Genomic DNA, 15,141 nt, shown 5'->3' with positions numbered 1-15,141 from the left:
ACTTCGGGCTGCTCTTGCCAAATTTTGTCCTGCTCTTCGTTGTTCTTCGGTCACGTAGCTAAGGCTATGTTCCCTCATCACGCCTTAATCAGAACAAAATTTGACTGCGTTCGCTCCAAAAGCAAAATCCCAACAAGCTCTAAATAAGCTGCCCCGGCTGAAGAACAGGCTTTTGCCGGGGCATCCTTTCAACAGACTTGATGCATTGGGTCAGTGCAGTGGAAAAAATGAGCTGTTTTCAACCACGCGTCCCGGTAATTACCGGGATTTCAGAAGCTTAGCCTGAGCTAAGGGACTAAAAAAGGCATAGCGTGGGAAGGGGCAGCGCCATTAGGGCGTGTAATGATCCCCGACGCGTCAAGTCTAATATATGCCGCATTTGCGGCAAAAGCTTTAAAATACCCTTAAACTTTACCCGTAGGTTGAACTTGCCGGGCCGCATTCAGGTTTATTGTGTATAACTCCTACAAATTAAGCAATTTTAACATATCGCTTGAATTTTAATGAATTTTCCTTATTTTTATGAAAACAGCTCCTTAGCCTCAGCACATTTTTGAAATCCCAAGATATGAAGCATACTTTACCCCTGTTTTTCTTACTCATTGCCACTTTAAGTCTATCTGCCGGGACGAGCCCGGAGCATAAGTTGTTCCCTCCTGATCCTTATCCGGTTCTTACCACTCCCGTAGACCTAAAGGTCTATCCTAATCCTGCAATCGATTACATCAGCCTCACGGAAACGCAGGGTGTTTCAGAAATCAAGGTATTCAATCTGGTAGGGCGCGCCATGAAGCGGTTTGACATCACTTATGCGGACCAGCAATTTTATGTAGGTGACCTGCCTAAGGGCATGTACCTGGTTCAGATCAAAGGGGCCAACGATAAGGTGCTGACCACGCAGCGGTTGCATAAGCAGTAGAGCGGTAGCCGCACTGCTCGTGGTAGTTCCCGTTTGTCCGCACTGTCTTTTCCGTAAAATCCGGTAAAACGCTGGCAAGTGGCGCAATGCAGCCAGTTTGCAGTACGCCACGCCCGCTTTCCTGACCGGAAGCTGAAATAGATTTCCTTCCCTTTCAAATTTTTCCTCACGCCTGACTTGGCCAGTATGACGGCCTGCTTCCCGATATGCAGGTGCTGTGCAATCCCTGCCTGACCGTACATCACTACTTCCTCTCCTACCCGGGTATTTCTGCCTGTGCCCACCTGCGCAGCAAACAGGAAGTCTTGCCGATCACCACCTCGTGGCCGATAACACCTGGCAGTCAAGCTTGCTGCCCGCCCCGATGATGGTTCGCCGGATACGCCTTTGTTGAAGGTGCAGCCGGAGCGCCAAATATTGGCCGTATCGCTGACGTTGCTGCGGAGGTGGAGCGGTGTTTAGGAAGTGGGGAGATATTTCAGGATTGGTTATTGCTATTTCCCTTTCCAAAGAAACGGCGAAGGAGGCTCGCAAGCTTATTGAAGAGTGCCTTGCTGTTTTTACCCTTCCCCCTTCAGCAGGTTCAGCATCTCATCGGCTGAGAGTTTAGCGCTCACATCTGTACCCGAAAGCAACTGATCGGCCAGTTCCCGCTTGTTCTGGTGCAATTGCACAATTTTTTCTTCAATGGTTTCTTCGCTGACGAACCGGTAAACGGTTACCGGGCGTTGCTGCCCCATACGGTGAGCACGGTCACTGGCCTGATCCTCTACGGCAGGGTTCCACCAGGGGTCGAGGTGCAGCACATAGTCGGCCTCGGTCAGGTTGAGGCCCGTTCCGCCCGCTTTGAGGCTGATGAGAAAGAGCTGCCCCTCCCCGTTTTGGAAAGCTTGTACGGCTTCTTCCCGCTTTTTGCCCGGCGTTTGGCCGTCCAGGTATTGGTAGGGGATGCCCTGCGCTTTGACCCACTGCTCCACAATACGCAGGTGCTTGACAAACTGGCTAAAGACCAGGGCTTTGTGCCCGCTGTCGATGAGCTCGAGGATGGTTTCGCCTACGAGGTCGAGCTTGGAGCTGGGGATCCGGCTGTCGGGCATAACGAGGCGGGGGTGGCAGGCCGCCTGCCGCAGCTTGGTGAGCTGGGCTAGTATTGCGAACCGTTTGGAGGTAGCATCGGCAGCCTCTACCGCTTCCAAGGCACTTCGGCGGATGGCTTCGTAGAAGGAGTGCTCCGACTCTGTGAGAGAAACGGAAAGAATGATTTCTGTCTTGGCAGGCAGTTCTGTGAGTACATCCCGCTTATGCCGCCGCAGGATAAAGGGCTGTATCAGACGCCGGAGCTGCTCGCGCCGCTGTTGGTCACCTCTGCTAATAGGATTGGTGAACTTTTCGTTGAAGCTTTTCTGAGAACCCAGCAGGCCGGGGTTCAGGAAGCGGAACAGGTTCCAGAGCTCGCCCAGGTGGTTCTCAATAGGTGTGCCCGTAGTGGCCAGGCGGAAGTCTGCCCTGAGCTCCATCGCAATCTTGGAGCGCTTGGTCGCTGCATTTTTAATAGCCTGTGCTTCATCGAGTACCAGTGTGCTAAAAGACTTTTGCTTCAGGGCCTCCTCCACAAAAGGCAGTAGGCCGTAGCTGATGAGCAGCAGGTCGCCCGGGCCCACCTCTTCGATGAGGCCTGCTTCTTTGCTGTTGGCCAGTAGTTTTGGGGTTAAATCCGGAGCAAAGCGTTCGGTTTCCCGCATCCAGTTTCGGGTAACGGAAGCGGGGGCTATTACGAGCCCGGGGCCTTCGTCTTTCCGGGCAGACAACATCGCCAGGGCTTGTACGGTTTTGCCCAGGCCCATATCGTCAGCCAGACAGCCCCCGACGCCCCATTCGGCCAGGCGCATCATCCAACGGAAGCCCTCTTTCTGGTAAGCGCGCAGGTCAGCCTGAAAGGTATCCGGCACACGAGGGCGAATGCGTTGCGCCTGTTGTATACGCTGCATACTTTTGGCCCAGTTTTGATCGGCTTCGAGTTCTGCCAGCTCACCGGAAAGCTCGTCTATACGGAGCCCTGCCAGGGGGGGGAGTTCAAATTTCTGCCCCCGTTGCTGCAGCAGCCCCTCCAGTTCGCGGAGGCGCTCCCGGAACGTCTCCGTCAGGGCGATGAAGGTCCCCTCTCTGAGTTCCACAAAGGGGCTGTCGTCTTTGCGTACGTGCTCCAGGAGCTGCTGGAAGCGCAGGATTTCTTCTTCATCCAGCTTCAGGGTGCCGTCTACAGCAAACCAGTTGGACTCCTCCTGAATGCGCATGGATAGCTGATCGGTATTGGTGATACCAAGCAGTTTTACTTTTTCGCCTTTGGGGAATTCGACTTTAATGCGGCCCTGCTCCCGCAGTGGGTGCAGCTCCAGCAAGGCTTGCAGGCAGGACTGTGTATCTTCGATCTGCCACTCGTAGTTTTGGGCGGGTTGACCGGTAAGGGCCGGGCAGGCATCAATTGTTTCCTGAGCCAGCGCCCGTTCTTTGTCCAGCTGACGCTCACAGGCTACCCGCCCCTCTTTGGTGTTGAGAATGCGGGTGACCAGCCCTTCGCCGGGTTTGAAGTAGTGGGCCTCACCGGGCAGGGGCTTGACATAGAATTCCAGTTTGAACCCCTCGCCGAAGGGCAGAAGGTGCAGGCAGGGCATGGGGTCGCCCTGAACGGTCTCGAGCCCCTCTTCCAGCATCGTTGTGGGGGACTGTACCTGTATGCGGCCCTGCAACTGCTGGGTGATGCGCTCCATCTGTGGGCGGGCTTCCTCCGGCATCAAAGCGCCCCGGCCAATCAGCTTGGCGACCTTGCGCTCTTCGTCAGTAAGCTTGTAAATACGGTAACGGGTAGGAGTTTCCTTTTCTGTGACGTAGGCACCGGACTTGGTCACCGGCCGGAAGTTGAGGCGAAGCTGCCCTTCTTCTTCTGTGATGAGCAATTCGGGCTTGGAACGGATGAGCTCAACGGGGATTTCCCCCTTCCCGGCCAGAAATACAAACGGGTGGCTCGTCAGTTGGTAAAGCGCATGGTCAAAGTCGAGCACGAGCTCGTCATTGCCGTAGTAAAACATCGGTGAGGGGCGATTGTCGTAGGCAGAGGTGACTGCATCCAGCACTTTTTCGTCTTCGGCGGTCATGCTCTCGACTTTGCGCTCGTAGAAATCATTGATGGAGACTTTTCTGCCGGCAGACCAGCTATTGCGTTTGCTGCGCTTCTGCTCTTTGGGCTGTAGCTCCTGCTTATCGAAATCGATAAACCAGACCAGGCGCGTACTGCCAGGCGGGTAGTGGTTGTCGGTTGCTGCTCCATTGCTCAGGGCCCCCAGTGAGTTGAGGATGCGCTCCCAGGCCGACTGCTGAGGCAGCAGATCGATGAGGTAGTGGAAGCCCATCTCCTCCTGATAGTAGCGGGCGAGCACAATCCATTCTTTTTGTTTGGAGTGGTCAGGGAAGACCAGGGACAGGGCATTGGCCATTTCACCGCATAGCCAGCTGAGCTCCGCCTGCTCCCACCTGGGAAGGAAGAGGTGGATTTGGTCTGCGAATGCCATATCCAGCTCCGCATCAATCCAATAGGCGACCCAAAGCACGAAGAGGTATTCGGTAGGGTGGCTGCAATGGGCGGCACACTGTTCAAGCCCTTCCAGGGCTGCATCTTCGTCTTCCAGCATAAAGTGGAAAAACACCCTCAGGGAATTGAAAATACCGGGCAGCGCGCTGGCGTCTACCTTACTGTTCATGCTACGGAGCACTTCCAGTCCTTTAATATCCTGATTGCGGCATTGCCAGATCAGGAACAGCGCGCCCCAGAGGTCGTTGTAGACGCTTTGCCTGGCTGGGGGCGAAAGGTGTTTAAAGTGCTCTGCTGCGGCCTCGTTATTGCCCTTGAGCGCAGCCATCATGGCATTGAGGCCACGCCAGTAGTGGGTACGGTCCAGAAAAGGAAGGGCTTCTGTCAGGCTTGCCCTGTTTAATCCCTGCATCGCCAGGTTGAGCGAGTAGTGCATCTCGAAGTAACCCTCCCGTCGGGTCGTTTCCGAAAGCAGGGCTTTGAGGAGCCGGTTGAAGTCAGTCGCTGTACCTCCTTCCCACAGGTGGGGGTACAGGAAGATGTAGAAGCAAGCCTCACTGTGAAAGGGGGCCGGCAGGGCGGAGATGAAGTCCGGGTCGAGCGGCAGGAAGTTGGACAGGGTTGCTTTGAGGGTCTGCTCCTGTTGCTTCTCATCGAAGGTGAAGTTGCTGTTGAGCTGCTCGGCCAGGTGGCTGTAGTCGTAGTAGCTTTTTTCGAACAGCAGCAGGCGGAGTTTTTTGAATTGCCGCTGCAGGTCATCCTCCTTCATCCGGAAAGAGTAAACGGGGCGATCGAGGCGTTCTTCCCGCCTCAACTGACTAATGATGCGGTTAAGGGTCTTGCCGGCTTGCAGGAAGAAGTGACGGGCTGCGGCATCTCGCCACTCTGGTTTTGCAAACGGGTCTTTGTGCAGGTAGTCGATGTAGCCGTTTTCCTGCAACCACCGCAATTGGTTGCGCACGAAGGTATGGGTGACCGTCCGCTGTGATTCTGGCCGGAACCCTGCTTTGTCCAGTGCTTTTTCGATGCTGTAGTTCGCCAGCGGGTAGCCGTAGAGGCTCACCACGCCCATGACCCAATAGGCATCGTGCGGCAGTTCGCTGATGACCTTTTTACGCTCCTGATAAGAAAGTTCCTTCGCCACGTGAGTTGCTCCTTTTCCAAATTTTGCGCAAAGGTAAGGAGGCTACAGCAGAACTGCTATAAATTAGTCTTATTCCTTTAGTCTCATTTGGGGAGCATTGCCATTCATGGGCTGCCCGCCCCATGGCCGGATGAAAGAGGCTGAAAAGTCAGTAGGGCCCCTTTGTTCACCCTTGAGCTTGATCTGTTCTCCCGGCTTTAGCTGAATGCGGGGCGGCCAGTCGGCATTAGCGTAGTCAATGGTCCATATTAGGCCTCCGAAGTCTTCCAGTTGGAAGGCTTCGGGGGTTACACTTATGATGGTACCCCCCAAATACCCCGCTTCGGGCATGCTCCATATCTGTTCCTTCTTCTCCTGCACACTCTGGTACAAATCGACCCGAATAGCAAAGGCTTGTTCTAGTTGCTGTGCTCCCCCACTGATGAAGAAAGCTGTGCCCAGCAGGATGCTGAACGCAGCACTATAGCCCGCAAGGTGGGCAAGGGTAAGTTTGTAGCCGCGCTCGGAATAGCGCAGGGTGTACATAGACAGCAGCAGGGCCAGCGCCAGAAAGCCAATCCAGAACAAAGGCATCAGGCTGAGCAGCCCTTCCAGCCAGGAATGCTGCATATGCTGCAACAATTGAAAATCGACCTGCTGAATGGTAAACAGAATGATTGAAAAAGCCAATGCGCCAGTCAGCACGACCAATCCAAAGCCCAGCCATACGGCCCAATTCAGGGCGGTATAGTGCCACTGCGGGCGCGGTGCGATTTGCTGCGCTTTGATTTGTTCCACAAGTTTTTGAGCAGTATTCATGGCATTACTTTTTCTTGGGTTTACGGTTTGGCGGCTTTTTCCAATGCTTTCCTGGCCCGGTTCAATCGGGTGGCCACCGTCCCTTCCGGTATTTGCAGGACATCAGAAATGGCTTCGTAGTCCAGTTCTTCAAAATACCGAAGCAGGACAATTTCCCGGTACTTCAGGGGTAGCTCCTGCACCCACTGACGGAGCTGCTGAGTGGAAATACGGTCCTCATCAGCGGCTTCCACTTCGCTGAGTAAGGTGCGGAGCAGCATCGGTTCGGCATCTGCCCAGTCTACTGTTTTGTTTTTGCCAAAGGCGTTTTGCTTGCGCAGTGCAGAAATGGCTTCATTGTGAACGATGCGGTACATCCAGCTGCTTAGTTTCATCTTGGGGTTGTAAGCCCGGAGATTGCGCCAGATTTTGATGAAGGCGTCCTGCAGAATATCTTCTGCACCGGTGGGTCCGGCTCCGGTCATATGCTGCACGTACCGGCGTAGTGATGGCTCGTAGCGCTGGTAGAGGCAGGAAAAGTAGTCTACTTCCTGAAGGGCACGGGCCACGACTTCCTGATCGGTAAGTTCTTCGCATATTTTGCTGGCAATGAGCATGGTGCTTGGACTGTGAAAGTAGCGTATGAAAATACGGCAACCTTTTGGTTTTCCAAAGGGGGAAACCAAAAGGTTGCCTTTTCTACAGCGTTGTGATGTTGACTACGTCGGGGTTAGTTTCCGCCGTTACCGTTTCCGCCGTTACCGTTTCCGCCGTTACCGTTTCCGCCGTTACCGTTTCCGCCGTTACCGTTTCCACCGTTACCGTTTCCACCGTTACCGTTTCCACCGTTACCGTTTCCACCGTTACCGTTTCCACCGTTACCGTTTCCACCGTTACCGTCACAAATGCCAGTGCCGTTGCCCGGGCCATTACCAGTGCCGTTGCAGTTGCCCTGTTGGCCTCCCTGTTGCTGGCCATTGCCGTTGCAAGTACCAGGGCACTGACCGTTACCGGCTTGAATGCCGCAGACTAAATTCAGGCTACTGCCGCGCTCTGTTTCTGAGAGGGTGATCTCAGCAAAGAGGTCTTCGCTGATGTACTGAGGCGCATAGGTTGCTCCGATATTAGTGAGGTTTTTCATGAAGGCCCGCAGGTGATTGCGGGAGCCCCGGTTGAGCTCGTTAAAGACCGCGATGAGGTCTTCGTTATCAGCGGTAGCTATTTCCTGATTGAGGTCATTGATGTCAAGGTCTTCAATCGTAGCGCCTACGATGAAAGCGGCCTCCAGGCTTTCGCTGCCCGTTTCAGTGAGGGTGGTGTAAAGCGCCTGCAAGTTTTCGTTTTGGAATACGCCGGTGGGGTTGGTTCCCACGGGGTCCTGTAGCTCGTACTTCTCGATCAGGCACAATACGGCGTCCATATGCTGCTGTTCGGATTTGGCGATGTTTGAAAACACACGTGTTTCCCACCGTTCGAAAAGGGAGAGATAAACATCTCTGGCAAGTTTTTCTTCTTCCCGCATGAAGACAAGCGCTCCGGCTTCGGCTTCAGAGAGCGCCTCGGTCGGGAACTTTTCATTCAGGCAGTTACACAAGTCAGCGGCTACCGTAGTTGCTGCGCCACGTGTTTCAATAACGGTCAGTTCCTCCGGAGCCGGTCCGGTAACGTCCGTTTCGCACTGCGTAAATACAAAAGCGGTGCCTAATAGTAGAGTTGTTAATACTATGGATTTCCAAATTCGATTTTTCATGACTGAATGTTTTTTGTAGTGATTGTACTTTGAGGCATTTGGTAGTAGTACGCGGGCTTTTTTGTTTTCTTTCACTTTTGGGAGAAAAAATTATTAACCGCTTACAAATCGTAGACTTAGAGCGTGTTGGGATTTTGGTCTTCTAGTCGAAGACTAGCAATTTTTTGGTTAGACGAGACCCGAAAACCGGAGTTTAGCCTAAGCTAAATGAGGATTTTCGGGGCGAAGTATAAGCGAAAAATTGCAGTTTGCAGACCGATTACTAAAGTCCCAACACGCTCTTAATGAAAAATTAATACCAAAAGTGTGTTGGATTACGCAATCCTTGCGCGAAGCATATTAGTTTTGCAGGCATGAATAAGCCGATTAACCTGATTATCGACTTTGATAGTACTTTTACCCGGGTAGAGGCACTGGATGTATTAGCTGAGATTGTTCTGGAAGGCGATCCGCAGCAGGAGGCCATACTGGAGCGCATTCAGGATATCACCAACAAGGGCATGGATGGCTCCCTCGATTTCCGGGCGTCCCTGGAGCAGCGGCTAGACCTGCTGAAGGCGCACCGGCGGGATATAGAGGAGCTGGCCGAACGCCTAAAGGGGCAGATTTCCCGCTCCTTCCTGAGCAATCAGGAGTACTTCCAGTCGTTGAAGGACAATATTTACATCGTATCCAATGGGTTCACCGATTTTATCAAGCCGGTTATTGCCTATTACGGGCTCAACCCCGAACAGGTGATTGCCAATGAGTTTATTTACGATGAAGCCGGCCGTATCACCGGCTTTAACAAGGATAACCCCCTGTCGAGAAACGGCGGTAAGTCAGAGGTGATCAAGCAGCTGGACCTCAAGGGCGATGTATATGTCATTGGAGACGGTGCCAATGACCTGGAAATCCGGAAAGCCGGGTACGCGAATAAATTTTACTTGTTTACAGAAAATGTGGAGCGCGAGAAAGTCAAGGCAGAGGCCGACCATATTGCGCCCAATTTAGATGAAATCTTATACGAATTGAAGATGAGCAGATCTCTATCCTATCCTAAAAACCGGATCAAGGTACTCCTTCTGGAAGGGGTTCATCCGCAGGCTGTTGAGTTGTTTGAGAAAGAGGGCTATCAGGTGGAATACATGACCACATCGCTTTCTGAAGACGAGCTGTGCGAGAAGATCAGGGACGTCAACGTTGTAGGTATACGGTCTAAGACCCACATTACCGAAAAGGTCATCAACAGCGCCAAGCGGCTCATCAATGTCGCGGCTTTCTGTATTGGTACCAATCAGATCGACCTTGATGCCTGTACCCGCCACGGCGTAGCGGTATTCAATGCCCCTTACAGCAATACGCGGTCGGTAGTGGAGCTGGCCATCGCAGAAATCATTATGCTGGTGCGTAACCTGCCGGATAAATCGCGGGCTATGCACCACGGGAAGTGGGAAAAATCAGCCACCGGCGCACAGGAAGTGCGGGGCAAAAAACTGGGCATCGTAGGCTATGGCAATATCGGCGCACAGCTTTCGGTTGTGGCTGAGGCTGTAGGTATGGATGTTTACTACTACGACCTGGAAGAGAAGCTTGCCCTTGGCAATGCGACCAAATGCAACAGCCTGGAAGAATTGCTCGGGCTGGTAGACGTGGTGACCCTGCATGTCGATGGCCGCCCGGAAAACAACAATATCTTTGGGGCCAGACAGTTTGAGCTGATGAAAGACGGTGCCATCTTCATCAACCTGGCCCGTGGCAAGGTGGTGGATGTGAAGGCCCTGCGCGAAAACATCCTCTCCGGCAAACTTAAGGGCTGTGCAGTAGACGTATTCCCCAGTGAGCCTAAGAGCAATGACGAGCCCTTCGAGTCTGAGCTGATGGGCTTGCCCAATACCATTCTGACCCCCCACATCGGCGGATCTACAGCAGAGGCACAGGAAAATATTGGCAGTTTTGTGCCCAACAAAGTCATTCAGTACATCAATACCGGTAGCACAGCTGGTAGCGTGAACTTCCCCAACCTGCAGCTGCAGCCGGTACAGAATGCGCACCGCCTGCTGCACATTCACCACAACGTGCCCAAAGTGCTGGCGCATATCGACCAGATTCTGGCCCGCCACAACATCAACATCCTCAGCCAGTACCTCAAAACCAATGAGCAGATTGGCTACGTGATTACGGATGTGAATCGCGCCTACGGTGACGACCTGCTCGAAGAGCTAAAGCATATTGAGCCCACGATTTGGTTCCGGGTCCTCTATTAGCCCTTTGTCGAAATTTTATCCTGAATAATCGGGAAAATAACAACATATTTACCGAAGGCTGTATCTTGAGTTGGAAATCAGAACACCCACTTCATGATACGGTCTTTACTATTACAGAGCTGGCAGGCGCAACTGCGTTCACCTTTCTGGGAGCGCGGGCTCGTGGTCAATATCCTTTTGGGGTTATTGGCGCTGTACCTGCTCGCTAATTTCCTCTTTGCGGGGTATTTCCTGGACGTGATTCTGGCAAGCTCCGTGCCGGATGAACATCCGATAGCCGTGCTTAGCGGCATATTCTTTTTCACCTGGATAGCAGGGCTGCTGTTCCGGTTCCTGATGCAGAGTTTCCCGGTCATTGACATACAGCCCTATCTGCTCCTGCCGATTAAGCGCAGCAAGCTCTTCCATTACCTGTTATTCCGCTCGGTCTTCAATGTGATTAATCTGTTCCCACTCGTTTTTATCCTCCCTTTTACCTTCAAAGTGGTGGCTACGGAGTACGGAGCACTGGCACAACTGGCCTGGATCGTGAGCGTGATGTGCCTGGCGTTGTTCAACAACTTCGTTGGCTTTTACCTCAAGCGGCAGTTCAACATCAGCCCGTTTGCGATACTGGGCGCTTTTGTGGTGTTGGCCGGCATCGTTTATCTGGATACTCAGGAGTGGCTGCCCTTATCCGGTGCTTTCGCAAATGCATTCATGGCCATACTGGGCAATCCGGTGCTGGTGTTCATTCCTATAGCAATAGCGGCACTGGCCTACCAATTGCCTTTACGGGCCCTACGCTCCAATGCTTACCTGGACTCTGTGGAAGCCCGGCAGGGCCGCGTGGAAAGCAACGAGGGTATTGCGGCACTCCGCCGGCTGGGCATGGCCGGGCAGTTTGTACAAATGGAGCTGCTGCAAATCGCCCGCAACAAACGGCCGAAAACGATGCTGCTGATGGCGGTGCTCATCCTGTTCTACCCCTTCTTTTCGTTGGAATACCTGGAAAACGGGGAGTCCTTCAGCATGGTATTTCTGTTCACCCTCATGGCCACCACTTTCCCTATGGCCACGTACGGGCAGTTCCTCATCGCCTGGGAGAGCAGCTTCTTCAATATGCTGATGGCCCGCCGCGTACCGCTGATGGAGTACATGAAGGGCAAGTACTATCTTTTTACCCTCTTCAACGTAGCTGCATTTTGTGTGTGCCTGCTGTATGGCCTGGCAGATATTCGCATGATCCCGATTGTGGTGGTCTCCTTCCTGGTCAATATGGGCATTACCGCTTACATTATTCTGTACCTAAGCACCTATAATGCCCGCCCGGTGAATCCTGAGAAGAGCGCGTTTATGAACTGGGAAGGCGTGGGGGCATCACAGTTTCTGCTGGTGCTGCCGGCATTTTTCCTGCCGGTGGTCATCCATTTGCTGTTGCAGTGGATATTGGGCTGGCAATGGGGCCTGGCAGTGCTCGGTATGATTAGCATAGTGGGTATATTGCTCCACCGCCCCATCATGCAGGCCGTTGTCCGGCAACTGAGCCGCCGTAAATATGATTTGATTGACGCTTACAAACAAGAAGGATAAATGATACACCTGGAACAACTCAGCAAAAAGTATGGCAGTAAGGTTGCCTTGGATATTGAACAACTGGATATTCCCGCTGGCGAGCGCTTCGGATTGGTGGGCAACAACGGCGCAGGCAAAACCACGCTGTTCAGCCTGCTGCTCGATCTCATTCGCCCCACTACGGGCACCGTCTGGTCAAAGGAGACGGCCGTGAGCGACTCCGATGCCTGGAAGGGCTACACCGGAGCATTTATAGACGAAAGCTTCCTGATTGGCTACCTCACACCAGAGGAGTACTTCAACTTTGTGGGTCAGCTTTACGGTATGAACCCACCTGATGTGAAGCTTTTCCTGGAGCGCTTTGCGGATTTCTTTAATGGCGAAATCCTGGACAGCGGCAAGTACATCCGCAATATGTCCAAGGGCAACAAAAAGAAAATCGGTATTGCGGCGGCCTTACTGGGCAGCCCTGAGCTGGTCATTCTCGACGAGCCCTTTGCCAACCTCGACCCCAGCTCCCAAATCCGCCTGAAAAACCTCATCCGTGAATTACCGCCGGAATTGACAGTACTTATCTCCAGCCACGACCTGGCACACGTTACGGAAGTGTGTCAGCGCATCGTACTGCTGGAAGACGGCAAAGTTATACGCGATATCAAGGATGCGCCCGAGCGGACGTTGGAGGAACTGGAGGCGTACTTTTCGGGGGAAAAGACAACAGAAGCCGGCTCGTAATATTGGTAGTACCACTTGTTTTGCGGTTCGGTTTTTGACAGTGCCCACTGTTTTTTTGCCCCGAAAATGGAAAGTGCTTATCTTTACGGCCTATGAAAAATCATTTCTTTCACCGGACAAGCATTAAGGAGTCCGTGTAACAGGCAGTATTCAAAAAATTAGCCGGTGCTAATTGATACTGCCGATACTTCCCTTTAGCCTGTGCGATGGCAGTCCTGTCATTGTTTACAGCTCTACTTCTATTCCATTTATTCATAAGCAGGGTGTTTGGTTTGCTGTGTTGGTCAGATAAGGCACAGTTACTTGTTTTGCCACACAACAAAGCTGCCATTTCACCCGGGAACCATTAAATTACAACAAATGCAAAATCAAATTTATAAAGGGGGGCGTGACCAGGAAATTATAGAATTATTCATTCAGACCTTTTCGGACTCCGAAGGAAAAAAAGAAGGGCTGCTTATCGGGGACCTGATCAGGAACCTTCTGGACCGGACTCCACCTCAGGATTTGCGCGTTTTTCTATCCGCAGAGCAGGAGCAGGTCACAGGGGGCGTTTTCTTTTCGAGAATGCGCTTTGAGAACAGTGCCACCGAAACCTGGTTGTTATCTCCAGCTGCGGTACAAACGCGTTTTCAGGGTATGGGTGTTGGGCAAAACCTTATCCGGTTTGCGCAGGACTGTCTGAGGGAAGCAGGAGTGGAAGTGGTGGTGACTTATGGCGACATCAACTTCTATTCGAAGGTCGGGTACCGGCCCATTTCTGTTGATATCGTTCCATCGCCCCAGCCCTTGTCTTATCCTGAAGGCTGGATCGCTCAATCCCTTCGCGGGGAAAAGCTGCTGCCAATTTCCGGCAGGTCATTTTGCGTTGAAGCGATCAATGACCCTGTATACTGGTAATGTTTAATTTCTGGCCTGGCAGTCCTGCTGGGGGGTAAGTGGCGCAGCCCCGGCCTGTTCAGCTTTTGCAGCCCATGGACAGCTGCTGTAAATGACTGGGCAATGCGTAGGACTGCCAGGCCGGCTTTTATTGAAAAACAAAGGCTTCGGGTTTTTTCTTAGCCCGGATGCTTACTGAAATCCGCAACTGGCTTTACTTGATCAGCATAAGCCCCCTGCTTGTTTTCCCGGAGCACAAACCGGACTACCATGCCACGCTCAACGGGCAATAGCAGATTGCGCCGGTGCACGTAGAACTCCTCCCGCGTCTCCGGTACCCGGATGTAGCCATAGCCTTTGTCCTGCAGAAAAAACTGTACCACGCCGGTCATCATAGGTCGGAAATCTTTACTTTTGGCAAAAGTAAAAAAATACACCATGAAGTTCTCCACGCCCATTCCCGTGACCGACCTGGCCAAGCGCCTGGGTGCCGAGCTCATCGGCGATCAATCCCTGCAGGCTACGGGTATTAATGAAATCCATCAGGTGCAGCCGGGGGATGTCACTTTTGTGGATGTGCGCAAGTATTTTAGCAAGGCACTGGGCTCTGCCGCGACCATCATCCTGGTGAATGAGCATGCGAAATGTCCGGAGGGCAAAGCGTTGCTCCTGTGCGAAAACCCGTTCGAAGCTTACAACCAACTGGTGCTCTCGGAGCGGCCGGTACAGCCTATGACGGGGGCCATCAGCGAGACGGCCGAGGTTCACCCCACGGCCATCATTGAGCCCAATGTGGTAATCGGGCATCATGTGAAAATCGGTGCAAATTCCTTCGTACAGTCCAATGTGACGATCAGCGAGCACACTCATATCGGCGCGCATGTGGAGATACAGTCTGGTTCCGTCATTGGCTCGGATGCCTTCTACTTTAAGAAAACGGAGGATGGTTATCAGCCCTGGCGCTCCGGTGGCCGGGTCATCATCGAAGACCGGGTGCGCATCGGTGCAGGTTGTACCATCAACAAGGGCGTCTCCGGGGATACCATCATCGGGGAAGGCACCAAGCTGGATTGCCAGGTGCATATCGGGCATGATGTGGTGATTGGCAAGCATTGCCTGTTTGCTGCACAGGTGGGTATAGGCGGCAATACCAAAGTGGAAAACGAAGTGGTGCTCTACGGGCAGGTGGGCATTGCCCAAAACCTGATCATTGGCGAGAAAGCTGTCATCCTGGCCAAGTCGGGCGTTTCCAAAAGCCTCGAAGGCGGGAAGGTCTACTTCGGCTACCCGGCCAAGGAGGCGCGCATGGCGTACCGCGAGCTGGCAGCGCTGCGGCATTTGCCGGAGTTTTATAGCGAGTACTATAGTAAATAGGTTCATTAGAGTTTATTAACGCAAATTTTGTACGTCTCTGAATGGTCTTTTTCACCAGCTCTGCATCTCGTCCTCACCTTCGTAGCTTTGGCTACGAGGTTCCGGGCGTTCTCCCGCTATTTTGGCGGGACAGGTCTTGATCTGGCAAAAAATACTCATCCATACCCTATACAAAAC

Annotated in this window: 11 protein-coding genes; 6 read left to right on the top strand and 5 right to left on the bottom strand. The window is 52.8% G+C overall.

What is annotated here, in order from left to right:
- Nucleotides 1-568: 568 nt before the first annotated feature.
- Nucleotides 569-919, top strand: a complete 351-nt coding sequence (locus RIC19_RS04895) for a T9SS type A sorting domain-containing protein (protein WP_350177176.1) — start codon at nt 569-571, stop codon at nt 917-919.
- Between the two features lie 560 nt (nt 920-1,479).
- Here RIC19_RS04895 and RIC19_RS04890 read toward each other — a convergent pair.
- The 4 genes from RIC19_RS04890 to RIC19_RS04875 all read right to left on the bottom strand — a co-directional run bounded on the left by RIC19_RS04890 (nt 1,480) and on the right by RIC19_RS04875 (nt 8,176).
- A complete protein-coding gene (locus RIC19_RS04890; RefSeq protein ID WP_350177175.1) occupies nt 1,480-5,649 on the bottom strand; it encodes a DEAD/DEAH box helicase in 4,170 nt (1,389 codons plus the stop codon).
- Between the two features lie 69 nt (nt 5,650-5,718).
- A complete protein-coding gene (locus RIC19_RS04885; protein ID WP_350177174.1) occupies nt 5,719-6,447 on the bottom strand; it encodes a hypothetical protein in 729 nt (242 codons plus the stop codon).
- A gap of 20 nt (nt 6,448-6,467) precedes the next feature.
- Nucleotides 6,468-7,043: an RNA polymerase sigma factor gene (locus tag RIC19_RS04880; RefSeq protein WP_350177173.1), complete on the bottom strand. Its 576-nt coding sequence runs from the start codon at nt 7,041-7,043 to the stop codon at nt 6,468-6,470.
- Nucleotides 7,044-7,156: 113 nt separating this feature from the next.
- Nucleotides 7,157-8,176 carry a DUF2202 domain-containing protein gene (locus RIC19_RS04875; RefSeq protein WP_350177172.1) on the bottom strand — a complete coding sequence of 340 codons (1,020 nt, stop codon included), beginning with the start codon at nt 8,174-8,176 and terminating at the stop codon, nt 7,157-7,159.
- 353 nt (nt 8,177-8,529) lie between these two features.
- Between RIC19_RS04875 and serA the strand changes: the two genes are divergently transcribed.
- From serA to RIC19_RS04855, 4 genes are all read left to right on the top strand, one after another.
- The gene (gene serA / locus RIC19_RS04870; RefSeq protein ID WP_350177171.1) at nt 8,530-10,422 is read left to right on the top strand and encodes a phosphoglycerate dehydrogenase; all 1,893 of its coding nucleotides are present in this window, start codon (nt 8,530-8,532) and stop codon (nt 10,420-10,422) included.
- A gap of 93 nt (nt 10,423-10,515) precedes the next feature.
- A complete protein-coding gene (locus RIC19_RS04865; protein WP_350177170.1) occupies nt 10,516-11,994 on the top strand; it encodes a DUF5687 family protein in 1,479 nt (492 codons plus the stop codon).
- The gene (locus RIC19_RS04860; protein ID WP_350177169.1) at nt 11,995-12,711 is read left to right on the top strand and encodes an ABC transporter ATP-binding protein; all 717 of its coding nucleotides are present in this window, start codon (nt 11,995-11,997) and stop codon (nt 12,709-12,711) included.
- A gap of 360 nt (nt 12,712-13,071) precedes the next feature.
- Nucleotides 13,072-13,611 (top strand): GNAT family N-acetyltransferase, encoded by a 540-nt coding sequence (locus tag RIC19_RS04855; RefSeq protein WP_350177168.1) that lies wholly within the window; start codon nt 13,072-13,074, stop codon nt 13,609-13,611.
- A gap of 158 nt (nt 13,612-13,769) precedes the next feature.
- Here RIC19_RS04855 and RIC19_RS04850 read toward each other — a convergent pair whose 3' ends face one another.
- A complete protein-coding gene (locus RIC19_RS04850; RefSeq protein ID WP_350177167.1) occupies nt 13,770-13,985 on the bottom strand; it encodes a cold-shock protein in 216 nt (71 codons plus the stop codon).
- A gap of 43 nt (nt 13,986-14,028) precedes the next feature.
- Between RIC19_RS04850 and RIC19_RS04845 the strand changes: the two genes are divergently transcribed.
- Nucleotides 14,029-14,964: a UDP-3-O-(3-hydroxymyristoyl)glucosamine N-acyltransferase gene (locus RIC19_RS04845; RefSeq protein ID WP_350177166.1), complete on the top strand. Its 936-nt coding sequence runs from the start codon at nt 14,029-14,031 to the stop codon at nt 14,962-14,964.
- The last annotated feature ends 177 nt before the right edge of the window (nt 14,965-15,141 follow it).

Source organism: Phaeodactylibacter sp. (genome assembly GCF_040219495.1).
Classification (GTDB): Bacteria; Bacteroidota; Bacteroidia; order Chitinophagales; family Saprospiraceae; genus Phaeodactylibacter.
This window is presented reverse-complemented; position numbering and strand designations above follow the sequence as displayed.